Raw genomic sequence first — 25,866 nt, forward strand, 5'->3', positions numbered from 1 at the left:
GACTATTCTTTTTCTTTCCATGTTTTATAGGGGTGTTTTGCCAGATTGGAATTGTAATAGCGGGGGTCGCCTGTAACTTCTGTTTCTATGAAAGGAGGTAAATCGAATTGTTCCGACTCTGATTTTAGCTCGATTTCGGCAATAACCAGTCCGTCATTATTGCCCATGAATTCGTCTATTTCCCATTTGTGTCCGGCATAGGGATAAATGTACCTTTTCTTTTCGATGATTGAAGGAAGACAGAGTGATCCGAGCATTTCGGCAGCATCGGCTACCGGAATGGGGTATTCGAATTCTTTACGGGTACAACCTGTGGTAACGCCTTTGAGAGTAATGAATGCATTATTCCCGGAAATTCGTATGCGCACGGTTCTTTCTTTATCGATTGAGATGTATCCTTGTTTATAATATTTGCATTCGATTGATTCTTGTCGGTATGACTGGTCTTTTACTGTGTATTTGCGTTCTATTTCGGCACTCATGATTTAACATATATAAATAGAATGCCGAATATAGTACATTTATTTGGTTTAAGAAGCAGAATAGAAATCCCGACATTATTAAACATTGTTAAACCCATAAAGTGAAGATAATAAAACTCCGAGAGCCGACAGTTTTTTTGTACTTTTGCATTTTGAAAATTCGAGAGAATCGAATATCGGGACCAATTATAATATACAGTTTGTGAGACTTTTATGACAAAAAAGATATATGTGGTATTAACCCTTTGCCTATTATTTATAGGACTTCCTATTTCGGCTACGGCACAAAAGGCGACAGTGATAAAGGGGATAGTACGAGATTCCATAACCCATGAGCCTATATCTTATGCTTCTGTTTTTTTTGTGGGGAGCGATAAGGGACTTATGACGGACGATGACGGTAAGTTTGCCGTTTCGGTACGTGATAATTTTCTCAATGTTCGATTTTCTACGTTGGGTTATCGAGAGAAGACGGTTTTTGTAAAGAAAGGAGCCGAGAATGATTTGGTTATCGATTTGGTTCCATCGGATTATGTCTTGAAAGAGGTGGTCGTGAAACCGAAAAAGGAGAAATACAGTAAGAAAAATAATCCGGCAGTGGAGTTTGTAAAAAAATTGATAGAGCGTCGCCACGTAGGAGATCCGAAAAATCACGATTTTTATAATTATGAAAAGTATGAAAAGATGACTTTTGCCCTGAATGAATTTTCGGAGGAACAAAAGAAAAAGTGGCTTTTCAAAAAATTCCAATTTATTTTTGACTATGTCGATACTTCGGAGGTTTCGGGCAAACCTATTCTGACTGTTTCGATAAAGGAGAAGATCGCCGAGAATTATTATCGTCGCAGCCCGGAAACTGAGAAATCTGTGGTGACCGGTATTAAGCGGGCAGGAATCGACGAAATATTCAGCCAAGAAAGCGTGCAAATGTTGTGTGAGGATTTATTCCGGGAAATCGATATTTTCAGGAATGATATTACTCTGTTGAATAATAGATTCGTGAGCCCTTTGTCCAACATAGGTACTTCGTTTTATAAGTATTATTTATTAGATACGATTCTGGTAGACGGCGTGAAATGCGTGGATTTAGGCTTTGTTCCGTTTAATTCGGAGTCGTTCGGCTTTACAGGTCATATTTATGTGCCCGAAGGAGATTCGACCTATTTTATCAAGAAGGTGAAGTTGAACGTGCCTCGGGATATCAATCTTAATTATGTCGAGAATATGTATCTCGAACAGGATTATGAACGTTTGGAAGACGGGACGCGTATTAAAACGAAAGACGATGCCATTATAGAGTTCCGGATTATGCCTGCCACGCAAGGATTGTATGCAAGGCGTATGACCACCTATGATAAATTTACCTTTACTCCTCCCGACGATTTGTCGGTTTATGATTTTGAGGGTCGGGAGAAAGTAGAAGTGGATGCTCAGGCAAAACCGGAAGAGTTCTGGGTAGACAATCGTCATGTGCCGGTAAAGAAAAAGGAGAATGCCGTAGATAAACTTTTAGCTCGACTACGAGAGGTTCCGGTATTCTATTATACAGAGAAAGTTTTGGGAATACTAATCAGCGGTTATATAGAAACAGGGAAAGACAGTAAGTTCGATTTCGGGCCGATGAATACGACTATTAGTGCAAATGAAATAGAGGGCGCTCGTTTCAGAATAGGTGGACTAACTACCGCCCAACTAAATCCACATTGGTTTGCTCGCGGTTATGTGGCTTATGGAACCAAAGATGAAAAGGTTAAATATTCGGGCGAAGTAGAATATTCGTTCAATAAGAAGAAATTTCATTCCCGGGAGTTCCCCATCAATTCTATCAAGCTGAGCCATTCGTACGACATAGACCAATTGGGACAGCATTATCTGTACACGAATAAAGACAATGTTTTCCTTTCTTTGAAACGTAAGGGCGATAATAAAGCTACTTATTTAAGAAAGACCGAGTTGTCTTATTTGCAAGAACGAAAGGGCGGTTTTTCATTCGGTTTGGGTATTCGTAACGAGATACAGCAAATGGCGACCGACCGTATCGCTTTTATCGATGGATACGGTAAAAAGATAAAGGATTATATGCAAACCAATTTTGAGGTGAAATTGCGCTTCGCTCCCAATGAAAAATTTTACCAAACGAAAAGCCAACGTTTCCCAATCAATTTGGATGCTCCCGTGTTGACACTCTCTCATAATTTTGCTTTCAAAAATTTCTTGGGCAGCAAGTATTCATATAATCATACCGAATTTGGGATTCAGAAACGTTTTTGGTTCTCGGCATTCGGTTATTTCGATGCTATTGTGAAGGCCGGAAAGGTATGGGACAAAGTTCCTTTTCCTATGTTGATACTTCCTAATGCGAATCTTTCTTATACGATTCAACCGGAATCATATGCTTTGATGAATGCTCTCGAATTTATCAACGACCAGTATGTGTCGTGGGATTTTACTTATTATGCAAACGGAGCTTTGTTCAATCGTATCCCTCTGTTGAAATATATGAAATTGAGAGAGGTGTTTGCGTTCAGAGGTTTGTACGGTAGTTTGAGCAAGAAGAATAATCCACTGTATAATAAAGATTTATTCGTATTCCCGAAGGGTAGTACCGAAATGGATAAAATGCCCTATATGGAATGTAGTGTAGGTCTTGATAATATATTTACCATTTTGCGGGTAGATTATGTATGGCGATTGACCTATCGGGAAAGCCCGAACGTGAGCAAAGGCGGGGTACGTATCGCCTTGCATTTTTCGTTTTGAGGGTGGCTTCTCTTGACTCTTTTTGTGATTTGTGATAGTGCATTGCCCGGTCGAAACGATGGCGTGGCTAGGGGAATCGTTTGCCGTCTTGTTTTCATTTTTGTAACCCCTCCGTCCTACGGACACTTCCCCTATATTTTGCTGAGCAAAACACCCCGCAATGCTGCGGGGCACGGCAGAGGAGGTTTAAAATATTTCTGATAATAAAAGCTGAAATACCCTGCAAGGCTACGGGGTACGGTAAAAGAAGGGGGGAATGCCCTTCTGTCACATTATTTTAGCGAGTGGGATAGATTGATTGTATTTGGCCTTCTCCCCAGTGTTGCGTTGGCACGATAGGGGAGAAACCGAGAAAACAGCAGTTTCTGAGGAGAGATTCATCTCTAAAATTCAAATCTACTTCCACGAATTTTCTACTGAATCGTTTTTCCTTTTAATTGCGTTTTGTGGTTATTTGTGTTACCTTTGTGATTTAACTTAAAAGATGTATTTATGAGAAAAGTATTTGTATTGATGTGGTCCGCTTTATTTTTAGGCGGGCTGATTTCGTGTGTCTCCTCGGGAGATTCGTCTAGATGGGAGTTGGTGTGGGAAGATGACTTCAATGGTACTTCTTTCGACACGGCAACATGGTCTAAAATTCCGAGGGCCAATCCTGAATGGGCTCGACATATGTCGGACAATGAGGCCTGTTATGAGATGCGAGATGGTAACTTGGTATTGAAAGGTATCGTGAATACCGATCTCGAAAATGATACTGCTCCGTATATTACCGGGGGTGTATATACCAAGAATAAACGAGGATTTCATGGCGGCCGTCTCGAAGTGAAAGCTAAATTGCAGGGTGCGCAAGGTGCTTGGCCGGCTATTTGGCTCAAACCTTGTGACGAGGCTCAATGGAAGTGGCCGTGGGCCGGAGAGATCGATGTCATGGAGCGTTTGAACCACGATTCGATTGCTTATCAAACGATACATACCGCTTATACGATCGAGAGAAAACAGACACGTAACCCGCGTCACGGTTCAAAAGGAACTATTAATCCCGATGATTATAATGTGTATGCCGTAGAAATGTATCCCGATAGCCTTGTTTTCTTTATCAATGAAAATCGCACCTTTACTTATCCGCGCATAGATACGGGAGAGGGTGACGAATTGCAATTCCCGTTTAAGAAACCTTACTATCTATTGATCGATATGCAGCTGGACGGTGGTTGGGTAGGTCCTGTGGATACGCTCGATTTGCCGGTCGAAATGGTCGTAGACTGGGTACGTTATTATAAAGAGAAAGAATAATGGGATAGATATCTGATGAAAAAAGGAGCTCTGTACAGAGCTCCTTTTTTTGTAAACGATCTATTTGTTGGCTTTACTTAATGATTCCGTCACGCCGCATTAATGCATCTATCGTGGGTTCGCTTCCTTTGAAGCGTTTGTATAGAATCATGGGATTTTCCGTACCGCCCCGCTTCAAGATATTGTCGCGGAATGATGTGGCTGTAACCGGGTCGAAAATGCCGTTAGCCTTAAATACGGAGAATGCATCGGCATCAAGAACTTCGGCCCATTTATAGCCGTAGTATCCTGCGGCATAACCACCCGAAAAGATGTGACTGAATTGAGGTGCAATGAGTGTACCTTCTACATCGGGTAATACTAATGTTTTATCGATAGCGGCTTTTTCAAAAGCGATAGCGTCGTCTACCGGGGCGGTGATTGTATGATATGCCATATCGAGGTTCCCGAAAGTCAATTGGCGTACGCAAGAATAGGCAGCAAGGTATTGACTGGATTTTTTAATTTTTTCCACCAATTCGACCGGAATTTTTTCACCGGTTTTGTAGTGGACTGCAAAGCTGTCGAGAAATTCTTTTTCGGAAAGATAGTTCTCATTGAATTGTGAAGGAAGTTCCACGAAATCGCGATATACGTTTGTCCCGGAAAGCGAAGCGTAAGTGACGTCGGAAAGTAATCCGTGCAGAGCGTGTCCAAATTCATGTAGGAATGTTTCTACTTCGTCGTAAGTTAATAGGGCAGGAGTATCCGACGTAGGGCGAGAGAAGTTCATGACAATCGTTACATGCGGACGGCTGTCTTTTCCGTTTTCTTCTTTCCATTGTCCTTTGAACTCTGTCATCCAAGCTCCGGCTCGTTTCCCGTCGCGGGGGAAAAAGTCGGTATATATAACTCCCACGTAATTCCCGTCATTGTCGGTTACTTCGAATGCTTCGACTTCGGGGTGATATACCGGGATTTTAGGATTTTTTGTAAAGTGTAATCCGTATAGGCGAGTGGCTAACCCGAATACTCCTTTTATCGTATTGTTTACTTCGAAGTAGGGGCGTAGCATTTCATCGTTGAGGTCGTATTTGATGTGTTTAAGTTGTTCGGAATAGTAACTGAAATCCCACGGCATTAGGGTTATGTCTTTCCCTTCTTTTCCGATGGCGAAACCTTCGACTTCTTTAACGTCTTGCAGGGCTGCCGGTTTGTAGGCATCGAGCAGTTGATTCAGCAAGTTGTAGACGTTGTCACTGTTACCGGCCATAGTGCGTTGGAGTTTATACTCTGCATAGTTGGGCTTGTCGAAAAGTTTTGCCATTTCGAGTCGCACTTCGGCGATACGTTTTAAGACGGGAATGTTGTTGTATTCGCCCGACAGATTACGTGAATTGTATGCGCGATACAGTTTTTCTCTTAAATCTCTGCGAGAAGAATATTTCATGAAAGCGCTGTAACTGGGATAGGAGAGATTGACCATAAATCCTTCTTTCCCTTTGCTCTTTGCTAGTGCCGCAGCGGCATCTCGCGCGCTTTGGGGGAGTCCTTCCAAATCGTTCTCGGAGAGCATCATGCTGAAAAGATTGGTTTCTTTCAAAACATTTTGTCCGAATGTGAGTGTGAGCTGGCTTAGTTCCGAGGATAATTTTCTGTATTGTTCCCGGTCTTCACCTTTCAATTCGGCTCCGCTTAGAGCGAAAGACTCGTAGGTCTCTTTGAGGAGTGTTTTTTGCTCGGGCGTGAGATCGAGCTGGTCACGACGGTCATAAACGAACTTGATGCGGTCGAAAAGTTTTTCGTTCAAGCTGATGTTGTTACTGTGTTCCGAAAGCATGGGTTGTACTCGTTGGGAGATTTCCATCATTTCGTCGTTGCTTTCGGCGCTCAGTAAAGCGAAAAATGCACTAGCGACCCGGTTTAGCATTTGACCGCTTCGATCGAGCGCTTCGATGGTGTTTTCGAATGTGGGCATCGAACGTTGATTGACAATCGCGTCGATTTCTTTCTGATTTTCTTCTATGGCTTTTTTAAAAGCCGGTTCGTAATGCGACAATTTTATTTTGTCGAACGGTACGGTTTGGTGGGGCGTTTTATAAGTCCCGAAAAAAGGATTAGCAGCTTGTGCCATGATTGTAAAAACAGTTAAGGCAGATAATAAAATTTTTTTCATTTCTACTGTATTATGTAATGTAATTTCTATTTGCAAACAAAGGTCACAATTTATAATTATTCTAACTAATCTTCGACACTTAATAAATATTAAACAAAGTAATTCGTACATGTATTTCGAGTTTGCCGTTCTTTTTTATATTACTTTTACACTCCGTAAAAATGACAGAAATATGAAGAAACGTATCCTCTTTCTGATAGCCGTGTATTTTTGGTTTTTCATTATGTTTGTTTTGCAGAAACCTCTATTCATGTTGTTTCATTGGGATATTTACGGTAAGATTCCGTTAATGGAGTGGTTTTCTGTGATGTGGAACGGGCGGCCATTGGATTTTTCTATGGCGGCTTATCTTACGGCCATACCTGCATTGTTTGTCGTGGCAACAGTGTATTTACAGAAAAAATGGTGGATTCCGGTGTATCGTGTTTATTTTGCTATTGTTTCGTTCGTGGTGGCTGCCATAACGTTGGGCGATGCCGTGCTGTATAGCTATTGGGGATTTAGGATAGATGCCACGCCTCTTTTTTATCTCACGTCCCCGGCCGATGCTGTCGCCAGTATTCCGGCATGGGAAACTGTACTGATTGTCTTTCTTATATTTGTTTATGCCGCTCTGTTGTTATGGCCCATGTGGAGATTATCAGGAAAAACGGGTTCTTGGCAAAGACCTAAGAAATCGATTTTGTCCTTTGCTTGTTTATTGTTGCTTGCCGCTTCTCTTTTTATTCCTATTCGAGGCGGGTTTACGGTGTCGACCATGAATGTGGGCAAGGTTTATTTCAGCGATCGTATGGCGCTTAATCACGCCGCTATCAATCCGGTATTCAGTTTGATGTCGTCATTGTCCAAATCGGAAGACTTTTCATCTCAGTATCGTTTTTTCGAACCGGAAAAGGCCGATGTTATTTTTGAACCTTTACGTGGCGGGGGGCCTTCGGTATATCCTGCCGACAGCTTGCAATGGGTGAAAGCTCGCCCGAATGTGTTGTTGATCGTTCTTGAAAGTTTTTCGGGGGTAGCCATGGAGAGTTTAGGTGGGATTCCCGGAGTGATGCCCAATCTTGAAAAAATAGCTTCGGAAGGAATTTTGTTTACTAATTTTTATGCCAATAGTTTCAGAACCGATCGAGGGTTAACTTCTATCCTTAGCGGCTACCCGGCACAACCCACCGCATCGATTATGAAGTATCCCGCCAAGTCGCAATCGCTTCCGGGTATATCGAAATCTTTACGTAAGGCCGGCTATGACACGCAGTTTCTTTATGGGGGTGATGCCGATTTCACGAATATGCGTTCCTATTTTATTTCTATGGGTATGGACAATATCGTGTGCGACCGTGATTTCCCTTTGTCTCAGAGATTGAGTAAGTGGGGTGTTCCAGACGATGTGACGTTTGAAAAGTTTTATTCATTGATAAAAGAGCAATCTCGGGAGCCTTTTATGAAAATGTTTTTAACGCTAAGCAGCCACGAACCGTTCGATGTTCCCATGAACCGGTTGGAGGATAAGTATTTGAACTCGATAGCTTATACCGATAGCTGTGTAGGAGACTTTGTAGAGAAATTGAAGAGGCTCCCTGTTTGGGACAATACGCTTATCGTCTTTGTCGCCGACCATGCCAAGCGTTATCCCCAAAATGTGGAGAACCACGATATTGTCCGTCATCATATACCTATGGTTTGGGCCGGAGGAGCCGTAAAGCGCCCTTTGGTTGTCGATGAATATTTGTCGCAAATGGATTTGGCAGCAACTTTATTAGCTCAGTTGCATATTCCTTATGATGATTTTACGTTCAGTAAAAATCTTACGGATTCGACCAAAGAGCATTTCGTTTTTTATGCTTTTCCCGATGGGTTCGGATTTGTCGATAAAGATGGAGCGGCAGTATATGATTGTGCGTCTCAATCGATTCTGATCGGGCAGAACGATAGTAATGCCATTCACTTGAACAAGGGAAAGGCATATCTTCAAAAATTATATGACGATTTAGCTCGTCGGTAAAAATATAGAGTGGGTTAATTGTATTTGTTTAGAAGATGGAAATAAGAAATACATTGCCTGAGGATATGGACCGTGTGATGTTTATATTCGAGCAGGCCAGACAGTTTATGCGGTTGAACGGAAACTTGCATCAATGGACGGGCGGATATCCTTCGAAAGAGGTTCTCGAAGCCGATATTTCGTCAAATAGCAGCTTTGTTTGTGTAGATGGCCAAAAAGAAGTGGTGGGCACTTTCTGCTTTCGTTACGGGTTTTCTCCCGAGCCGACGTATAACGTGATTTATGACGGAGGGTGGTTGAATGAGAAGCCTTATGGCGTGATACATCGGATTGCATCTTCGGGAAAAGTGGGAGGGGTCTTTTCCGCTTGCTTGGAATGGTGTTCTCGATACGTCGATAATATTCGTATCGATACTCATCGGGATAATAGGGTGATGCAAGAATTATTGCTTCGGCATGGGTTTCGCCGTTGTGGAATTATTTATTTGGCAAACGGGGACGAGAGGATTGCTTTTCAAAAAGAGGTTTAAATTAGAATTTATATTAAAGAAAGGGGCGGGAAATGACATTCCCGCCCCTTTCTTTTTGTGGAGGACAATTTTTACTTAACCGTTAGTTTTGTCGTCATATTGGTTTTATCGCCTGTGATATGAATAAAGTAAATTCCCACAGCGAGATCGCTCAAATCTAATTGATTTTGTTCTCCTGCATTTATATTGCCCATGTATCGCGAGTATATTTCTGTTCCATTGAGGGTATAAATCGAGACATTTACGTTTTTATCGTCGTTTTGTAGAAGGAAATAGCAAATGTCTGTGGCTGGATTGGGGTATACTATCGGCCGGGTTGGAGTTCCTACTTGTTCTATACCAGAGTGGTTTAGGCAGTATACCAAGCCATCGTATGCATTGATTTTCCCATATCCCCATCGGTTATTTCCTACACCGGTAATGTTACCGGTATAGCTGTCGGTTGTTGCGGTATTAGATAGAATTTCACGGACTTGTTCCGGTGTGAGCTTCGGATTGGCTTGCAACCATGTAGCCAGAACACCGGTAACTACGGGGGTGGCCATGGAGGTTCCTTCCATCGAACCGTAGTAATAGTTTACGGTATTTACATTTTCTTGTTTGACGACATAGTTATAATCTTCGCCGTTACGATTGCTACTTGTGGAACTATTGAACGAAGATATTAACATAGAGCCGGGGGCGGTAATATCGGGTTTCATACGACCGTCGGCGGTAGGCCCTAAACTTGAAAAGGAGACTAACTGATTAAGGGTTTGACCGGAGTTATTCCACATAGAGCTGTTTTTGTGATCTATGTAATTACAACTGGTGTAGGCTCCGACAGTAATGATTCGTTTTCCGGTTCCTCCGATTTCACCCATAGTAGAATTATTGTCTCCGTTCGTAAATTCACTATTGCCAAAGTTGGAGAGCCAAGACATGTAAGCATCGGTCCATGCATTGATTGTGGTTTCTTCGGGGCCAGAAATTTCGAATCCTATATAATAGTTTCTATTGTCGAATGAAGATAAATTCAAATCGATAGTTATATTCCCTTTTTTATTGTAGGGATTGGTTGCAGTGGATATGTAAATATTTCCGTCAGCTCCTGTCGGATTAGATATTTTTTTACTGGCACTTGCGGCTGTCGAAAAAGATTCAGATGAGTAAACTTCCTTTTTATTTAGAATGTCATATACAAATACTCTTGCCGATAGTTGTTTTTCTGCATCTCCCCAGATATCGACGGTACTTGTCATTGAACCGTAGAGATACCAATTGGAGACAAATTCGACTAACGATTTCATGTTGGTATCTCCTTTTTTCAAGGTTTTTGTTGCATGTATATTGTATTCAGCTTCATTTCCCGAAGCTCCGACCAAAAGTCGGCCTTCTCCTTGCAATTCGTCGCAAATACGGTCGAATGTGGAAGTGCCATCGTGCGGACCGATATGATATCCGAGGCTCATATTGATGACACAGGGTTTACCGACGGATTCGGCATAGTCGTAGATATATTTAATACCGTCTGTGATGCTTGTATTGCTACTACTATTGTCGGATATGTTATAGCTGACGAGAACCAAATCTGCATCAGGAGCGATTCCATAGTATTCGTTTCCTTTATATGCTCCGGCTGCAATTCCCGTGACGTGGGTAGCATGGCTAGCTGCATAATCCTGTTTTGCCGCGATGATTTCCTCGGCATTCGTATATTCTGTTCCATAATAATAGCCGGTGGGTGGCGTTCCCGACTGGTTTTGATTCCATACTCTTTTGATACGCAGATTTTTACCTTCTGTATCGTAGAAATTGATATGGTTATATTGGAATCCGCCGTCGATGATGCCGACTATAACATCTTTGCCGGTATAGGCTTGGGTGAACCCTGTCCCTTCGTGTATTTTGTTTACATTGCTAAATTGTTCGGAACGAACGTTGTTCATTCGTTGATGAACCGGACGTCCTATTTCGATGTACTTTACCGATGGTAGTTGCGACACGGAAATCAAATTATCTGCCGGGATATTGGTGGAAAGTATAGTCCCGTATTGGGCATTGATGATGACTTGATTTTCTTCGAGTCCATCGAGATTATTTTCATCTACCAGGTGGAGAAATGCCGAAACAGCCATTTCACCGTTGTTTTGGTTGATTGCGTATGTCGATTTGAGTTTTGCCCGTTGGCTGATAGTAGAGGTAGATTCGTAACTTCTCAAAAAATTTTGTGTCGATGGAGACATTTTTTCTTCTGCGTTTAACAGAAATGAGCCGAGTGTCGCCATTAAGCAAAGTGATAGTAATAATTTTTTCATCGATTTAATTATTAAATGGTCTTTGATAACTAACGGTTGCGTACGGGAGAGGAACATTCGATATATGTAATTCCCGGTAAAGTAATGAATTGTGGTAATATTTTTAATGGTATAGCAAAACTATATATCGAGTCGCTATATTTTATACAATGTCCCCCGATATGGAGGAGATTCTCTTCCTTGAAATCGGCAGCCGTGTGTAAGTAGCCTGTCAACAGATAATTCCCATTTTGATTGTGCAATGAAAATCTTTTTATCAACAATTCGGACGGGATATATTTTTCTAAATTATTGCCGGATTGTCGGAGATCGGCGTTCCACGCATCCCAAAACATGCGAAAAGAAGCGGAGACGGACAAATGTTCCGGCAAGGTATAGTTAGCCGTGCTGGCTGGCTTGTCGGATTTTTCCAGAGTTTTATTTGTATGACATGCTGTAAAGGCTATCATTAAAAAGGCTGCGTATATATATTTCCACATCATAATAGAAAAAGAATATTTAAAGAAACAAATATAATTATTTATTTCTTTAATGTTATATTTTTGAGATGGTATTTTAATGTATAGTTTTTTCTTCTATTTGTAATCTCGTTTGGATTATTTCTGACAATCTTTCAAGATAGGATTCGGTTTGACAACCGAAATAAATTTTGTCCAGTATTTTCCTCTCTTTATCTTTGCTGAAAAAAATTATGATTTTCTATTTTTCGGCAACGGGTAATAGCCAATACATTGCACAGAGGTTGGCAGAAGTTACGGGTGAAACTCTTGTTTCAATAACAGAATGTCTGAAAAATCATAAATATACTTGGGAGCTGTTGCCCGGAGAGAGGGTCGGTTTTGTGACTCCTGTTTATTTTTTTGGATTGCCGTCTATTGTCTCGGAATTTATCCGTAACTTAGATTTATGTGTTCGAGGGCAACATTTCGTCTATCATGTCGTAACTTTTGGAACTATAACGGGACAGTCCCATTATATGATGGAAAAGGCATTGAGAAAGAAGGGATTAAATTTGGACGGTAGATATATCGTCAAAATGGTAGACACCTATACATTGATGTTTGATTTGTCTGATGAAGAGAAATGTGAGAAGGTTACGAAAGATGCGGAGGTGTGTATAGATCGTGTTATAGAAAAGGTTGTCAACAGAGTTCGGGGTGATTTTGATAATAGGAAGATTCCTCACTGGCTCGCTTTTCCCTATACTTATTGTAATCGAAAGAAATCGACTGCTCCTTTCGTGGTATTAGGTCGATGTATCAGATGTGGGGCGTGTGCCAAGAAGTGTCCGATGGGTGCAATAGAAATGCGAGATAATCGTCCGATTTGGATAAAGGAGCAATGTTTGCAGTGTTTGGGGTGTTTGCATCGTTGTCCGGTATTCGCTATTCAGTATGGGAAAAAGACAATCAAACATGGTCAGTTCGTCCATCCGGGGGTAAAGATGTGAAAATTGATTTCGATACAGTATTCTCTGTTGTGAAATTTTTATTGTTTTAGTTGGTTCGATAGAATGTTACTCAGTTGTTTTTCCGAAGGATTATTGGCTATGATTTTACCGTCGGGTCCGAGTAATATGAGGTGAGGGATTCCTTGTATGGCATACGTAAGTATAGCGGTGGATTCCCAACCTTTTTGATCTATGAGTTGTGCCCATTTTATTTGGTTTTTCTGTATATATTCTTTCCATTCTTCCCGGTTTGTATCGAATGAGATACCTACAATGGAGAATTGCCGTTTGTCATATCGTTCGAATAATTGTTTTAAATAAGGAGTTTGTCTTCGACAAGGGGGACACCATGATGCCCAAAAGTCGAGGAGAATATATTTCCCTTTGTCGATATATGTCGATAAAGAAGCCTCTTTTCCTTCGATTGTCTGTAAAGGTAAGTCGATATACGGCATACCGGGTTCTACGTTTTTCAGTCGATCCAACATGTGGGAAACTTTTTTTACCGCCGGATTTTTTTTAAAAGAAGGAGCTGCATGGGCAATTAGCTCTCGCTGTTCTTCGGGGGAGAATAAAAAGCTGTTTTGTAGAAACAGATAGATAGAAGTTACGTTGTCGGTATTTGCCAGAATATAGTTTCGAGTGAGTGTTTCAAGACCTTTTTGTTCTTTATCGAAGGCCTTTTTCAATATTACAAAAGTACTGTCGGATAATTGTCCCGATAAATAATCTTTCAGATATCGGTTCGTAATGTTTCGTATGCGGGTATCGTAGGAGCGGCGTTTTGTCTCATACATCTGCAATCTGTTGTTCAGCGGTGTACCGGATATATGAGAGACAGAATCGAGCGTAACATAAATATCTCCTTTTTCCAACGCTATCAGTTGAGGTGGAATTTGTGATTGTTTGTCGTTCAAATGTACCAATATTGCTACCGCCGGACTTTTTTGTTCTCCTTTGAATGAGAATGAACCGTTAGTGACAGTAGCACTATCGACTATTTCGAATTGTTCGTTGTTTTGTTTTTGCAGTAAGATGGTTTCTCCATCGGGTATAAGATTGGTTTTTCCGGTGATTTTATATTTTCCGCCGCAGCTTGCCATAATCACTCCTATCAAACCGATCCATATCAATTGTCTTTTTTTCATAGTTATTTCGAATTTGCCGTTTATGGTATAAACAGAAGATTTTCAACATAGTTTAACCGAAACGGAGGATTAACAATTGGATATGTGGTTGATGAGAGCGGTTGTTGATGTTGGGCAGCTTTTGTGTGATAGAGCGTACAGAAAAGATTTTCGATGATGAAGAGTGGACGGAGCTTTACCGAAATTTTCGGAATATGCGAAAAATTCGTGATATTAGTCTGAATCCCCATATAGCACTTTCGATCATTGTGAAGCCATTTAATAAACGGCCTCCGATATACCCTGAAACCGATTTCGCCTCTGAGAACGGTGCTACTACTTGTCGGTAGGCTTCATTGACGTTTTTTTGCTGTTCGGCGATGGCTATTTTTAGAGCTTGTTTATGAACAGCTATTTCTTCGAGGGTCAGCCCTTGTTGATTTGTATGGTTTTCGTTCATTTTATAGAGGAGTTTTTTCATTATCCAGTAACACTTTGGAGATAAAACGAGTGATAGGAACCAATATGAGTTTTTTCTTGAATAGGATAACAATCGCTATGAGTAACAGGAACACAGCACCGACGATCGCATAGCTTCCTACGATTCCTACAAGAGGCTCTAAAAGATAGACCAGTGCAAAGGAAAGATATATGCCGGCTCCAACAGAGAGCACCAAGATGACAGCGAAGAGAACCGACATGCCCAATATAACCGAAATTTTTTCAGTAGCTGTCAGTTTGGCGTAGTCAATTTGTAAATTGATGTATTTCTTTCCTTCTTCAAATAGTTTTCGGAAAGCGTTGTTTTGAGTATCGAACATAACTGTGTTTTTTAGAGGAGAGAAAAATACAGATGAGAGTATCAAAGGTACGAACTGGTACGCTTTGATATCCTCATCTTCATTTTAAAGGAGTTACTTCCCGCCCTTTACCTCTTCGGCAATTTGGTCGACCAAGTGTTCCATATCTTCTTTTTTTAATTGGATTCCTTTGTCGTGAAGTAATTTACAAATGCGCGCTCTGGTATCGACCCCTTTTTCGGGAGCAAACAGAATTCCGGCGGCAGCACCCACGGCGGCTCCGCCGAGAAATGCAAACAATAAATTTAGACCTTTCATAATTTTTACATTTTAATGTGGTTATACAAAGATAACAAAATAATCGGGATTTTGTTAGTCTGCTTGAAAAAGATTTTCGGCTTAATCGGTTGACAAAAAACTATAAAGGATAAATAGGGGTTGAATTATGTATCGTTAAAGTCACTATCTTTGTAGATACGAAGAAGGGATGCGGTTCGGCATAGTCAAATCGGAAATGAATTTTCCGTTTGTCTCTGCGCTCACCTTTCGCTATCTTTGTAAGTACGAAAATAGGATGCGGTTCGGCATAGCCAAATTGGAAATGAATTTTCCGTTTGTCTCTGCACTCACCTTTCGCTATCTTTGTAAAGTTTAAAAGAAAAGGTATTATAAGATTCCTAGAATTATGTCTGAACATTCTATCTTTATTAAAGGGGCGCGAGTCAATAATCTCAAAAATATCGATGTAGAAATTCCCAGAGATCGTTTTATCGTTATTACGGGATTATCTGGGTCGGGAAAATCATCGTTGGCTTTCGATACTTTATATGCCGAGGGACAACGTCGTTATGTAGAAAGTTTGTCGGCTTATGCAAGGCAATTTTTGGGGCGTATGAGTAAACCCGAATGTGACTATATCAAAGGCATTCCGCCTGCCATAGCCATAGAACAGAAAGTAAATACAAGGAATCCTCGATCGACGGTGGGAACTTCGACCGAGATATATGATTATATGAGGTTGCTGTATGCTCGCATCGGGAAAACTTATTCTCCTGTGTCTGGGGAGTTGGTTAAGAAGCATCAGGTAGACGATGTCGTGCATTGTGCCTTAGGTTTTCCCGATGGAACTCGTTTCGCTTTGCTTACGAATTTGGTTATACCGGAAGGGCGAGACTTGAAAACTCACTTACAAATTTTGCAAAAGGAAGGTTTTCCGAGAGTGGAAGTGAACGGGCGCTTCCAAGCCATAGAAGATTTGTTGACCGATGGGGAATTACCGGAGCCCAACGCTATTCGTTTGGTAATAGACCGAATGAGTGTTTCGCATGAGACCGATACAATCAGCCGATTGTCCGATTCTGTCGAGACTGCCTTTTTTGAAGGTGGGGGAGAGTGTATCGTTCTGGTTTATGACGGCGAAGAAATACGGGAGTTTAGTTTTTCGAAAAGGTTCGAGGCAGACGGTATCACATTCAACGAGCCGAGCGAGTTGATGTTTAACTTTAATAATCCGGTGGGTGCATGTCCCACTTGTGAGGGATTTGGGAAGGTTATCGGTATAGACGAGGATTTGGTTGTCCCGAATAAAACTTTGTCGGTTTATGACGATGCTGTGATGTGTTGGCGTGGGGAGAAAATGAGTGAATGGAAAAACGATTTGATACGCCAAGCAGACTCTTTGCACTTTCCCATACATCGTCCTTATTTCAAATTGACCGACCGAGAGAAAGAGATATTGTGGCATGGAGCCGGCGATTTCGAGGGAATAGACGGATTTTTCGCTATGCTTGAAGCCAATCAGTATAAAATACAATATCGTGTAATGCTCGCCCGATACCGGGGAAAGACCATCTGTCCTGTGTGCAAAGGCAGCCGATTGAAACCTGAGGCTGAATATGTGAAGGTGGGAGGGCGTTCAATCTCAGAGCTTGTGAATTTACCGATTAGCGAGTTGAAAGAGTTCTTCGACCGTCTCGAACTCGACGAACATGATGCTTTGATTGCGAAACGATTGTTGACCGAGATTAGGAATCGTATTTGTTTTCTGCAAGAGGTGGGGTTGAGTTACCTGACTTTGAACAGGTTGTCTTCTACTCTCTCGGGCGGAGAAAGCCAACGTATCAATTTAGCCACTTCTTTGGGCAGCAGTTTGGTCGGTTCTTTATATATTCTCGATGAACCGAGTATAGGGCTTCATTCCCGGGACACAGGTTTATTGATAAAAGTTTTGAGGCAGTTACAAGAGTTGGGCAATACCGTTGTCGTTGTCGAACATGACGAAGATATTATACGGGCGGCCGATTATATTATCGATATAGGTCCGTTGGCCGGTCGTTTGGGTGGTGAAGTCGTTTATCAAGGAGGCTTGTCTCGATTACCCAAAGCGACTCGTAGCTATACCATGCGTTATTTGACGGGTGAGAGTAAAATAGAGTTGCCTGCAAATCGCCGGAAATGGAATCAATATATCGAAGTAGAGGGGGCTGCTCAGAACAATCTGAAATCGATCGATGTGAAGTTTCCCCTTCATGTTATGACCGTTGTTTCGGGTGTCAGTGGTTCGGGTAAATCGTCGTTAGTCAGAGATGTTTTTTATCGGGCTCTTCTTCGGCATTACGGAGAGGGAGGAGAAATGCCCGGAACGTATTCTCGTCTTTCGGGCGATATGGATCGAATTCATTCCGTCGAATTCGTGGATCAGAATCCCATCGGTAAATCAACCCGGTCCAATCCTGCTACGTATTTGAAAGCATTTGACGAGATACGGAAACTGTTTGCCGAGCAACAAGGAGCCAAACAGATGGGATTTTCTCCCTCGTATTTCTCTTTTAACTCCGAGGGCGGACGCTGCGAGGAGTGTAAAGGAGAGGGAACCATTACTGTGGAAATGCAGTTTATGGCCGATATTGTCCTCGAATGCGAGTCGTGCCACGGAAAAAGGTATAAGCAAGATGTACTCGATATCGAGTATAGGGGCAAGAACATCAGCGATGTGCTTGATATGACTATCAATCAGGCCATAGAGTTTTTTTCGGAGGTGAACGGAAGTCAGGAGAAGCGTATCATAAAGCGGTTGAAGCCGTTGCAAGACGTAGGACTGGGATATATAAAATTAGGACAGTCTTCTTCAACGCTTTCGGGCGGAGAAAATCAGCGTGTGAAATTAGCCTTTTTCCTGAGTAACGAGAAACAGGAATCGACTCTTTTTATTTTTGACGAACCTACGACAGGTTTACATTTTCATGATATAAACACGCTTTTGAAATCGTTTAACCAGCTTATCGAACGAGGTCATACCGTTGTTATCATCGAACACAATATGGACATTATAAAGTGTGCCGACCACGTTATCGATATGGGACCGGAAGGTGGTAAAGAGGGTGGATACGTGGTTTGTACCGGTACTCCCGAGGAGATCGCCGAGTGCTCTGCTTCCTATACGGGAGTGTTTTTGAAAGAGAAACTAAGAAGCTGTTTTAAATTTATTGAGAAATAATATTACCATTGCAAGCAGGTATGTTCCGGCCAGATTGCGCCCCTGTCTCGCATCTTGAATCCCTTGATTTTTGTCAATAGCCCGCTATTGACTGCATATCTCGGACTCCAATCTGCTTCAACATAGGGCTCAATCTGTCTCGGAATAAATTTAAAACAGCTTCTTAAAGTTTAGCGTATGCGGTCGAGGCTTCGAACCAAACGCTCGTCTTTATTAATGGCCTTATAGGCTAAAATGTCGAGAATGAGGGCGACGAAAGGCATTACGATATAAGCTGTCCACGATATGTTTGAAGCCGAAAGATCTTCGCGGAATGTATAACCGCTCAAAAAGATGACGATATAGAAAGTTACCAGAAAGAATGCGTTGATCATGCAGATACGCGCTTGTGTCGGTCTGTTCTTATATAGGAAAATCGTGATAAACGATAATACGGCTATTACGGTTCCTAATACGAATACTCCCCATGTGGGGGTAAATACAGAAGTTTGTATGACTGCTGCGGCACTATCCTGTACAGGAGTTGTCATAGCTTCTACGGTAGAGATACCTTGTGCCGTGAAACTGTAAATGCCATCGGTCGTATCGAATTGAGCTATCGGAAGAAATAAAAATACAGCCATTAAAGCCGTTGTCAGTAATAAATAGATCGATTGTATTCGTTGTATCATAATATAAGTTTTCTTTAATGGTGAAATAGGTACGTAAATAAACGGAGCGGGTTGCAGCTTATTTGTGCGCTCCGTTTTGCAAAGATAGAAAATTGTCGGTAAACACCCAAATGTGGATTTGAGAAATAGCTGTGGAAAGGAGGGTAGGGCGAATGGGAAAAATTAAATAACCTTTTTCCGGCACACTATTTGTAAATTAAGTTTGTTATATAAGGGAAAGCTATTAAATTTACTTCGATTTTATATTTATAAAGATGATTACGACAGAGATAACGAAATTGCAGTACGATATATACGGTTTGCTTGCCGAGAGACGATTGAAAGACGCTTTCGGTAAACTTGCTCTATTGGTAAACGAGTTGCAAGATTGGGTAAGCCGGGACAAGTTGAACGAGATGGAGACGTCGTATAGATATATGATACAATATATGTTGGACGGTGTCGAGGATCCCGAACGGAAGAGTATTTACGATCATTTGGTTTTGTCTGCTTATGTGTTGACCGATCGGGTTTCGGATCGATTGGCCGGGCAGGTTTCTCCTTCTCAATACTATGGGTGGAAGAGATATGCGTCGGCCAGCCGAACGGGTATTTCCTTATCGTCTCAATTCGATGTGTGCGATAATGAAATCAACGATCTTTCTTTGGCTTTGTTGCTTGGCGAACAAGAGCAAGATTTTTCTAAAATTCAATCATTGAAACACCGTATCGAGGACACGGCGGGAAATCTTTTTATGGATATATGGACCAATTATCCGGCGGCAGAGGAAGATTACCGGTCGTTAAGAGAGGCTCTTTTCACCGATCGTTTTCCTGATACTTTCGTTTCGCTTCTTCTTTCGGCTGTGTTGTTGAACTTATTGCACCGGTTCGACGAGCAAAAGTTGCTCATTCTGTTGGACGGTTATCGCCATTCTTCGCCCGAAATACAGATGCGTTCGCTTTGTTGTGCCCTCATCGTCATGTATATTTATCGGGAGAGATTGCCTCTTTTGAAGAGTTTGCGGAATCGCCTCGATGCATTGTGTGAAGAACCGAAATTCAAGACCGATGTTCGTAATATTTTCTTGCAGTTCATCAAGAGTCAAGAGACTGAAAAAATTACCAGAAAAATGAATGAAGAGCTGCTTCCCGAAATGATGAAACTGGGGCCATCGCTTTATAAGAAAATACGTCAAGAAGACTTGATGAACGATATCAATGCGCTGGAAGAAAATCCGGAGTGGCAGGAGATGCTCGACAAATCGGGAATTACCGATAAGTTAAAGGAGTTGACCGATTTGCAGATGGAGGGAGCCGATGTTTTCATGAGTACGTTTTCTCATTTGAAGAGTTTCCCTTTTTTCCAGTCGATTCAAAATTGGTTTTTGCCGTTTAATCCCGATCATACAGCGTTGTCGGGGGTATTGTCTGGTAAGGGCGGAGATACGTTTAAGAAGATGATTTCGGCATCGGCTCTATTGTGTAATTCGGATAAATATTCTTTTTGTTTGAGTTTGGCTCAGGTTCCCGAGTCGCAAAGGGATTTGATGATGGGGCAATTCAGTGCCGAGAATGCGGCGGTTCAAGAGATGGAAAAAGAGGAATTGATGAAGAAAGAAATAAGTCGGGAAAATATATCCAATCGTTATATTCAAGATTTGTACCGTTTCTTCAAGTTGTATATACGTCGAACCGAGTTTACGGATCCTTTTGCCGGGCATATCAATTTATTGCATGTATCTGTTTTGAATCCGTTATTGAGCGATTCGGACAGTTTGCGCCTCATCGGGGAATATTATTTCCGGCGGGGATATTATGCCGAGGCTCTCGAATTGTTCGAAAGGCTTTCGGCGGCATATCATTCGGATAGTGAAATTTATCAGAAGATAGGTTTTTGTTACCAGAAGAAAGGAGACTATGCCAACGCTTTGGAGGCTTTCCTCAAAGCAGAAATTATTTCGCCCGACAATTTCTGGACGATTAGACGCATAGCTACATGTTACAGAAATATGAAAAAGCCCGAGATGGCTCTTTCGTATTATCATCGTGCCGAAAAGATACAGCCCGAAAATTTATCGGTACAGATGAATATAGGGCATTGTTATGTCGAACAGAAAGATTATGAAGAGGCGCTTAAATATTACTTCAAGGTGGATTATCTCGATCCCGAAGGTGGAAAAGCGTGGCGTCCTATCGCATGGTGTTCTTTCTTAGTCGGTAAAAAAGAACAGGCGCAGCGGTATTATGAGAAGATATTGGACGATAAACCGGTTTCTCTCGATTATTTCAATGCCGGGCATGTGGAGTTTTCTTTGGGACATATCAGAAAGGCTATCGATTATTATCGGCGCAGTATAGAGCTGGACAACGGTGATTCTGCTAAGTTTCTTTCTAATTTCAAGCAGGATGCTCCCGATTTGATCGCCTCGGGAATCGCTGCGAGCGATATGCCTATTTTGTTGGATCAACTTATGTATGGCATTACAGATTCTTTATAACCTTTGACAAGGAGGCGATTCTGTATATAGATATGAGGATAGGGCGTTGTTCGACATAGTCAAAACGGAAGTGGAATTTCCATTTGTCTCTGCACTCGCCTTTCGTTATCTTTGTAAATACGAAGATAGGATGCGGCTCGGCATAGCCAAATTGGAAATGTGATTTCCGTTTGTCTCTGCTCTTACCTTTCACTATCTTTGTCATCTGAAAAAGTAAGGTAATATTTATGAGACGTATAGTTTGTGTACTGTTTCTTGTGGGTGTGTTTTCGACAAATTCCGTATGCGGTGAGACTCTTTCGGAGTATCGGGAGAATTTGTATGATTTGTTCATTCAACAGAAAATACCCCAGTGGGGTGCTGTCTTGTCAAAAATGAGTGCCGATAAGTCGTGCGGGACATTGGAGGGGCGTCATGAAATTTTGTGCGGTTATTATGGCCTTGTGGGACATTTGGTCGATAAAAAGAAGAAAGACGAGGCGCAGGCTTATTTGAAAACCGCTTTGGCGCTTTCTGAGAATTATCGAAAAATGTATCCGAACGATGCTCGGTTTAAAGCGTTGCATGCCAATTTGATAGGTTTGAAAATAGCCCTTTCTCCCATGCGTGCGGCTACGTTGGCATCGGGTATGTTGTCGTCGGCTCGGGAGGCTTATAAACTGGCCCCCGGGGATAGTTGGGTTTCTATTCTGTACGGGAATATTTTGTTCTATATGCCGGGAATATTCGGAGGGGATAAAGAGGAAGGTTTGGAGTGCTATCAACGAGCTCGCCGGAGTATGGAAAAGGATATTTCGACCAACGGGCATCATTGGCTTTATGTACAATTGTTGGTGACCATCGGGGTGGTTTATGAGAAATCCGAACGTTATGAGCAGGCGTTAGCGATGTACAAGACGATTATGGAGAAATATCCTGAGTATGGATTTGTAAAAAATACGAGTTATCCTCGGGCTCTGAAAGCAATGCAACAAAAACAATAATTTGAAAAGAAGTGCAATTATGAACGATTATATGCAGGTACGGTTCGATGTAGAGCCGTGTAGCGAGATGGCGACAGATGTTTTGGCTGCGGTTTTGGCTGAAATCGGTTATGAAAGTTTTGTCCCCGACGAACGAGGGGTTACTGCTTTTGTCCCTCAGGGTAAGTATGACGAGACACGACTTAAAGAAGAGTTGTCGCAATATCCCATCGGAGGGGTATCTGTGACGTATGAAGCGACATTCGTTGCCGGGAGGGATTGGAACGAAGAATGGGAGAAAAATTATTTCAAGCCTATTGTCGTGGGGGACGAGTGCGTGATACATAGTACATTTCATACCGATATTCCGCAAGCTCGTTACGATGTGCTGATAGATCCTAAGATGGCTTTTGGGACGGGACATCACGAAACTACCACTCTCATGTTGCAGGCTATATTGGCATCGGATCTTACCGGTCGCTCGGTGCTCGATATGGGGTGTGGTACGGCTGTATTGGGTATTTTGGCTCGTATGAAGGGGGCGGCTTCCGTTGTCGCTGTCGACATTGATGAATTTGCCGTCGAGAATGCCATTGAAAATATCCGTTTGAATCATGTATCGGGAGTTGAAGTCCGTTTGGGAGGAATCGAAGCCTTGAAGCAGGAGTCGTTCGATTTTATTTTTGCCAATATCAATCGGAATATATTGCTGGCCGATATGCATGCTTATGTGGCCTGTATGAAACGTGGCTCACGTATTTTCATGAGTGGTTTTTACGTGGAAGATATTCCTTTTATTCGGGCGGAGGCCGAACACCTCGGATTGCGTTTCGTCGGTTACGCCGAGAAAAACAGATGGGTAGCGGTCGAATGTATGAGCGATTGAAATAGATAAGACAAGTTATTCGTGGGCTCAGGATAGTTAGTGGGGATTGTACTTTTGTACAATCCAACCCCTCTCCTCAGAGACTACCGTTTCTTCGGTGTCTCCCCAATCTGCTCTGCTTATCGAAGATTCTTCAATTTTGTTTTAACCCCCTCGCCCTTTGGGCACTCCCCCTATGCGACACAGGGGGAGAGGTTGAGGAGTATTTCTCTTTTGCCTTGTTTCGATTTTAAGTTGCGATACCCCGTAATGCTACGGGACATGGCAGGGGAGAGGTGTACAAAGCCATTCTTATTCTGAAACAAGAAATGCCGCTCTTCCTCCTCCACTGTGTTTTTGCAACGCAAAAATATAGGGGGAGGTGTCACGTAGTGACGGAGGGGTTAACTCTTACAGCCAAAAAGTTTATGAAATCTTTTCAACCCTTCTTCTCAGAGACTATTGTATCTTCGGGCTATCCCCTATATCGTTACCGCAACTTCTCGTAATGCTACGAGACACGACAGGGGAGAAGGAGAAATTCAATCCATTTCATTCGCTAAAATTCATGTTTACCCCCACCGATTCAATATAGGAGGAGAGGTAGTAAAATAAAGTGAAGATATTTCAATTCTTCTACGCTTCGATATGTACAGAGATAGTTCCCCGCATTATTGTCGAGATGTAAATAATGACGGGGGAAAGAAATGATTATTCAGATTTGTATTGTCCCAACTCTTGCTGTAATAAATCGATTCTGTCTTGATAATTTCGAATCAGATTCTGTAATAAAGAAATTTCTTGTTGTTTGGATGCTTTTAAAGCCAACTCTTCTGTTGATAAATTTTTAATATTTTTATAGATTTTAGAATCTTCGGAGACCAAAAGGTTATCATTTGCCGAATTGTTATTATATTTGTTCGGACTAATAAAATAGGTCTCTTCACATTCTTCTTGATTTACGAAAATGAAAAAGTCGGTAATGGGAAAATTCCAGTGATTGGCAATACTCAGTAAGACGTTTATATTCATATTTCCGCCTCTTACTGCCTTGCCTATGGTGTTTTTATCCAAGCCAAGCTCTTTGGCTGCATCTTTGTAGGTGAGACCCTTTCGATGCAAAAATCTTCGGAGCGAGTCTCCGGAATAAACGAGCTTTTTACCGTCTTTCATATGGAATAAGGTGTAAACGATTAAATTCTCTCTGAAACTATTATGATAGTTTGTTTATACCAATATACAAAAAAATCGGCAATTAGTTTGCTCGGAGATTTCCTTTCGGGAGAGAAGTAGAGGAATGTTTTTACAACCGCATTTGGTTTGATTTGGTATTAAGGGGAGGTCGATGACGGTATTGAAAAAGATAGAGGAGGGTGTTTCTTTTAAAAAAGCATCGTCCTTGCCGATAAATCCGAACAAGGACGAAATTGCCAGTATTGTAATTGTTTGTCGTCAGGTATATCGAATCTTGTAAAATATTGCTAACTGGTTTTATGTTTTTTTGAGGGTCTATCGTCGTTATAATTCTATGCTGCCACTACCGCTTTCACCTTCTCCCCAGTCGATACTTCCCGGAATTTCTATGGTTACTTCTTTGCTATCGATGGTGATGTTATAAGTATGTACTTTACCTGCTTCGAGTTCGGCGGCTCCCTCTTTCGGGGTGTAATAATGTGTGCCGAGTTCGGTGTCGATAGCGATTAGTCGTTTACCGTCCATGTTTTGCGGAATGACAAGAGCCGTATAACTGGCTATGTATTTCGAGGGATCGGTAGGCTGTGACAATTTGAAAGGCGTAATTGTTTTGTCCATCGGTCCGGGAAGCCATGTTCCTGTTGTTACGCCTGTACCGGAGGGAGCCGTGTAAGTTCCCGACAAGGCGAGGTTGTTATCTCCGATTTTTACGGACTGAATCTGGTCGGCGGAATCGATACCTTCCGTTTTTTTGATGTTAACGATAATTCTTGCTGTTTGATGGTAGAAAATCAGGTTCGCTGTGCTACCGAATTTTACTTCGACGGGGGCTGTAAATAGGAGATCGCTTTCTGCATATCCGTTTCCAGTTTCATCTTGGTCGGCTGCTACGCTCCACGAGTCGGGCAACGTGTTTGAGGTCGAACCATCGGCACAATACCAAGTCCGTATGAGTTTTGTCTCATCGCTACGCTGCCAATAGTGGGTTTCTTCTTTTGTTAAGGCAACAGGTATATCGTTGTTTATTTCATAGGGGTAGGAGATCGCATCGTTCCAGTTGTACGCATCGCCTGTTTTGGTTATGGCCTGTACGGTCACTTTTTCACCGTTCGTCCATGTGCCGTCCACAGAGGAACGGGCGATGGGGCTTTCTACCGAAACGGTCATGGCAACCGGATATTTACCTTGCGGCAACGTTTTTTCGGTTATCATGTCTCCGTCCGAAGTGCATGATGCGAATATCACAGCCCATAATCCTATAAAAGTCGCTTTTCTGTATGTCATCTTCATATTGCGATA

20 protein-coding genes are annotated in these 25,866 nt (G+C 42.0%); 9 read left to right on the top strand and 11 right to left on the bottom strand.

What is annotated here, in order from left to right; genetic code table 11:
• Positions 1–2 precede the first annotated feature (2 nt).
• The gene (locus HMPREF9448_RS06915; RefSeq protein WP_008861874.1) at positions 3–482 is read right to left on the bottom strand and encodes a CYTH domain-containing protein; all 480 of its coding nucleotides are present in this window, start codon (positions 480–482) and stop codon (positions 3–5) included.
• A gap of 213 nt (positions 483–695) precedes the next feature.
• On the opposite strand from HMPREF9448_RS06915, the gene HMPREF9448_RS06920 reads away from it, so the two are divergent.
• Entirely contained in the window at positions 696–3,242 is a 2,547-nt protein-coding gene (locus HMPREF9448_RS06920; protein ID WP_008861875.1) for a DUF5686 family protein, read from the top strand.
• A 492-nt stretch (positions 3,243–3,734) separates the two neighbouring features.
• Complete coding sequence (locus tag HMPREF9448_RS06925) at positions 3,735–4,538, top strand: glycoside hydrolase family 16 protein (protein ID WP_008861877.1); 804 nt, start codon at positions 3,735–3,737, stop codon at positions 4,536–4,538.
• Between the two features lie 73 nt (positions 4,539–4,611).
• Here HMPREF9448_RS06925 and HMPREF9448_RS06930 read toward each other — a convergent pair whose 3' ends face one another.
• Entirely contained in the window at positions 4,612–6,693 is a 2,082-nt protein-coding gene (locus tag HMPREF9448_RS06930) for a M3 family metallopeptidase (RefSeq protein ID WP_157260350.1), read from the bottom strand.
• Positions 6,694–6,865: 172 nt separating this feature from the next.
• Here HMPREF9448_RS06930 and HMPREF9448_RS06935 point away from each other — a divergent pair, with 172 nt between their 5' ends.
• Positions 6,866–8,695, top strand: a complete 1,830-nt coding sequence (locus HMPREF9448_RS06935; RefSeq protein ID WP_040296102.1) for an LTA synthase family protein — start codon at positions 6,866–6,868, stop codon at positions 8,693–8,695.
• Between the two features lie 35 nt (positions 8,696–8,730).
• Positions 8,731–9,225, top strand: coding sequence for an N-acetyltransferase (locus HMPREF9448_RS06940; RefSeq protein ID WP_008861880.1), 495 nt, complete (start codon positions 8,731–8,733; stop codon positions 9,223–9,225).
• 71 nt (positions 9,226–9,296) lie between these two features.
• Here the strand turns inward: HMPREF9448_RS06940 and HMPREF9448_RS14175 are convergent, their stop codons facing one another.
• Entirely contained in the window at positions 9,297–11,522 is a 2,226-nt protein-coding gene (locus HMPREF9448_RS14175; RefSeq protein WP_008861881.1) for a S8/S53 family peptidase, read from the bottom strand.
• Positions 11,523–11,551: 29 nt separating this feature from the next.
• Positions 11,552–12,004, bottom strand: a complete 453-nt coding sequence (locus HMPREF9448_RS06950; RefSeq protein ID WP_008861882.1) for a hypothetical protein — start codon at positions 12,002–12,004, stop codon at positions 11,552–11,554.
• A 209-nt stretch (positions 12,005–12,213) separates the two neighbouring features.
• On the opposite strand from HMPREF9448_RS06950, the gene HMPREF9448_RS06955 reads away from it, so the two are divergent.
• Positions 12,214–12,972, top strand: coding sequence for an EFR1 family ferrodoxin (locus tag HMPREF9448_RS06955; protein WP_008861883.1), 759 nt, complete (start codon positions 12,214–12,216; stop codon positions 12,970–12,972).
• A gap of 38 nt (positions 12,973–13,010) precedes the next feature.
• Here HMPREF9448_RS06955 and HMPREF9448_RS06960 read toward each other — a convergent pair whose 3' ends face one another.
• The 4 genes from HMPREF9448_RS06960 to HMPREF9448_RS06975 all read right to left on the bottom strand — a co-directional run bounded on the left by HMPREF9448_RS06960 (position 13,011) and on the right by HMPREF9448_RS06975 (position 15,217).
• Positions 13,011–14,120, bottom strand: a complete 1,110-nt coding sequence (locus HMPREF9448_RS06960) for a TlpA disulfide reductase family protein (protein ID WP_008861884.1) — start codon at positions 14,118–14,120, stop codon at positions 13,011–13,013.
• Positions 14,121–14,295: 175 nt separating this feature from the next.
• Positions 14,296–14,559: a hypothetical protein gene (locus HMPREF9448_RS06965; protein ID WP_008861885.1), complete on the bottom strand. Its 264-nt coding sequence runs from the start codon at positions 14,557–14,559 to the stop codon at positions 14,296–14,298.
• A gap of 1 nt (position 14,560) precedes the next feature.
• The gene (locus tag HMPREF9448_RS06970) at positions 14,561–14,920 is read right to left on the bottom strand and encodes a phage holin family protein (RefSeq protein WP_008861886.1); all 360 of its coding nucleotides are present in this window, start codon (positions 14,918–14,920) and stop codon (positions 14,561–14,563) included.
• Positions 14,921–15,013: 93 nt separating this feature from the next.
• Positions 15,014–15,217 (bottom strand): YtxH domain-containing protein, encoded by a 204-nt coding sequence (locus HMPREF9448_RS06975; protein WP_008861887.1) that lies wholly within the window; start codon positions 15,215–15,217, stop codon positions 15,014–15,016.
• Between the two features lie 367 nt (positions 15,218–15,584).
• On the opposite strand from HMPREF9448_RS06975, the gene uvrA reads away from it, so the two are divergent.
• A complete protein-coding gene (gene uvrA, locus HMPREF9448_RS06980) occupies positions 15,585–18,395 on the top strand; it encodes an excinuclease ABC subunit UvrA (protein WP_008861888.1) in 2,811 nt (936 codons plus the stop codon).
• A gap of 170 nt (positions 18,396–18,565) precedes the next feature.
• On the opposite strand, the gene HMPREF9448_RS06985 is transcribed toward uvrA, so the two are convergent.
• On the bottom strand, positions 18,566–19,066 hold the full coding sequence (locus tag HMPREF9448_RS06985; RefSeq protein ID WP_008861889.1) for a DUF4293 domain-containing protein: 501 nt from the start codon (positions 19,064–19,066) through the stop codon (positions 18,566–18,568).
• A gap of 254 nt (positions 19,067–19,320) precedes the next feature.
• Here HMPREF9448_RS06985 and HMPREF9448_RS06990 point away from each other — a divergent pair, with 254 nt between their 5' ends.
• The 3 genes from HMPREF9448_RS06990 to prmA all read left to right on the top strand — a co-directional run bounded on the left by HMPREF9448_RS06990 (position 19,321) and on the right by prmA (position 23,394).
• Positions 19,321–21,546 carry a tetratricopeptide repeat protein gene (locus tag HMPREF9448_RS06990; RefSeq protein WP_008861890.1) on the top strand — a complete coding sequence of 742 codons (2,226 nt, stop codon included), beginning with the start codon at positions 19,321–19,323 and terminating at the stop codon, positions 21,544–21,546.
• A 227-nt stretch (positions 21,547–21,773) separates the two neighbouring features.
• Positions 21,774–22,529 (top strand): tetratricopeptide repeat protein, encoded by a 756-nt coding sequence (locus HMPREF9448_RS07000; RefSeq protein WP_008861891.1) that lies wholly within the window; start codon positions 21,774–21,776, stop codon positions 22,527–22,529.
• Positions 22,530–22,548: 19 nt separating this feature from the next.
• Positions 22,549–23,394, top strand: a complete 846-nt coding sequence (prmA, locus tag HMPREF9448_RS07005) for a 50S ribosomal protein L11 methyltransferase (protein ID WP_008861892.1) — start codon at positions 22,549–22,551, stop codon at positions 23,392–23,394.
• A 690-nt stretch (positions 23,395–24,084) separates the two neighbouring features.
• Here the strand turns inward: prmA and HMPREF9448_RS07010 are convergent.
• Both HMPREF9448_RS07010 and HMPREF9448_RS07015 read right to left on the bottom strand, forming a co-directional pair.
• On the bottom strand, positions 24,085–24,546 hold the full coding sequence (locus HMPREF9448_RS07010; RefSeq protein ID WP_008861893.1) for a helix-turn-helix domain-containing protein: 462 nt from the start codon (positions 24,544–24,546) through the stop codon (positions 24,085–24,087).
• Positions 24,547–24,891: 345 nt separating this feature from the next.
• Positions 24,892–25,857: a fimbrillin family protein gene (locus tag HMPREF9448_RS07015; RefSeq protein WP_008861894.1), complete on the bottom strand. Its 966-nt coding sequence runs from the start codon at positions 25,855–25,857 to the stop codon at positions 24,892–24,894.
• Positions 25,858–25,866: the final 9 nt, after the last annotated feature.

It is taken from the genome of Barnesiella intestinihominis YIT 11860 (assembly GCF_000296465.1).
Lineage (GTDB): Bacteria > Bacteroidota > Bacteroidia > Bacteroidales > Barnesiellaceae > Barnesiella > Barnesiella intestinihominis.

Coding starts and splice junctions, on each gene's coding strand:
- HMPREF9448_RS06915 (WP_008861874.1), bottom strand. CDS start 482: ATGAGTGCCGAAATAGAACGCAAATACACAGTAAAAGACCAGTCATAC.
- HMPREF9448_RS06920 (WP_008861875.1), top strand. CDS start 696: ATGACAAAAAAGATATATGTGGTATTAACCCTTTGCCTATTATTTATA.
- HMPREF9448_RS06925 (WP_008861877.1), top strand. CDS start 3,735: ATGAGAAAAGTATTTGTATTGATGTGGTCCGCTTTATTTTTAGGCGGG.
- HMPREF9448_RS06930 (WP_157260350.1), bottom strand. CDS start 6,693: ATGAAAAAAATTTTATTATCTGCCTTAACTGTTTTTACAATCATGGCA.
- HMPREF9448_RS06935 (WP_040296102.1), top strand. CDS start 6,866: ATGAAGAAACGTATCCTCTTTCTGATAGCCGTGTATTTTTGGTTTTTC.
- HMPREF9448_RS06940 (WP_008861880.1), top strand. CDS start 8,731: ATGGAAATAAGAAATACATTGCCTGAGGATATGGACCGTGTGATGTTT.
- HMPREF9448_RS14175 (WP_008861881.1), bottom strand. CDS start 11,522: ATGAAAAAATTATTACTATCACTTTGCTTAATGGCGACACTCGGCTCA.
- HMPREF9448_RS06950 (WP_008861882.1), bottom strand. CDS start 12,004: ATGATGTGGAAATATATATACGCAGCCTTTTTAATGATAGCCTTTACA.
- HMPREF9448_RS06955 (WP_008861883.1), top strand. CDS start 12,214: ATGATTTTCTATTTTTCGGCAACGGGTAATAGCCAATACATTGCACAG.
- HMPREF9448_RS06960 (WP_008861884.1), bottom strand. CDS start 14,120: ATGAAAAAAAGACAATTGATATGGATCGGTTTGATAGGAGTGATTATG.
- HMPREF9448_RS06965 (WP_008861885.1), bottom strand. CDS start 14,559: ATGAACGAAAACCATACAAATCAACAAGGGCTGACCCTCGAAGAAATA.
- HMPREF9448_RS06970 (WP_008861886.1), bottom strand. CDS start 14,920: ATGTTCGATACTCAAAACAACGCTTTCCGAAAACTATTTGAAGAAGGA.
- HMPREF9448_RS06975 (WP_008861887.1), bottom strand. CDS start 15,217: ATGAAAGGTCTAAATTTATTGTTTGCATTTCTCGGCGGAGCCGCCGTG.
- uvrA (WP_008861888.1), top strand. CDS start 15,585: ATGTCTGAACATTCTATCTTTATTAAAGGGGCGCGAGTCAATAATCTC.
- HMPREF9448_RS06985 (WP_008861889.1), bottom strand. CDS start 19,066: ATGATACAACGAATACAATCGATCTATTTATTACTGACAACGGCTTTA.
- HMPREF9448_RS06990 (WP_008861890.1), top strand. CDS start 19,321: ATGATTACGACAGAGATAACGAAATTGCAGTACGATATATACGGTTTG.
- HMPREF9448_RS07000 (WP_008861891.1), top strand. CDS start 21,774: ATGAGACGTATAGTTTGTGTACTGTTTCTTGTGGGTGTGTTTTCGACA.
- prmA (WP_008861892.1), top strand. CDS start 22,549: ATGAACGATTATATGCAGGTACGGTTCGATGTAGAGCCGTGTAGCGAG.
- HMPREF9448_RS07010 (WP_008861893.1), bottom strand. CDS start 24,546: ATGAAAGACGGTAAAAAGCTCGTTTATTCCGGAGACTCGCTCCGAAGA.
- HMPREF9448_RS07015 (WP_008861894.1), bottom strand. CDS start 25,857: ATGAAGATGACATACAGAAAAGCGACTTTTATAGGATTATGGGCTGTG.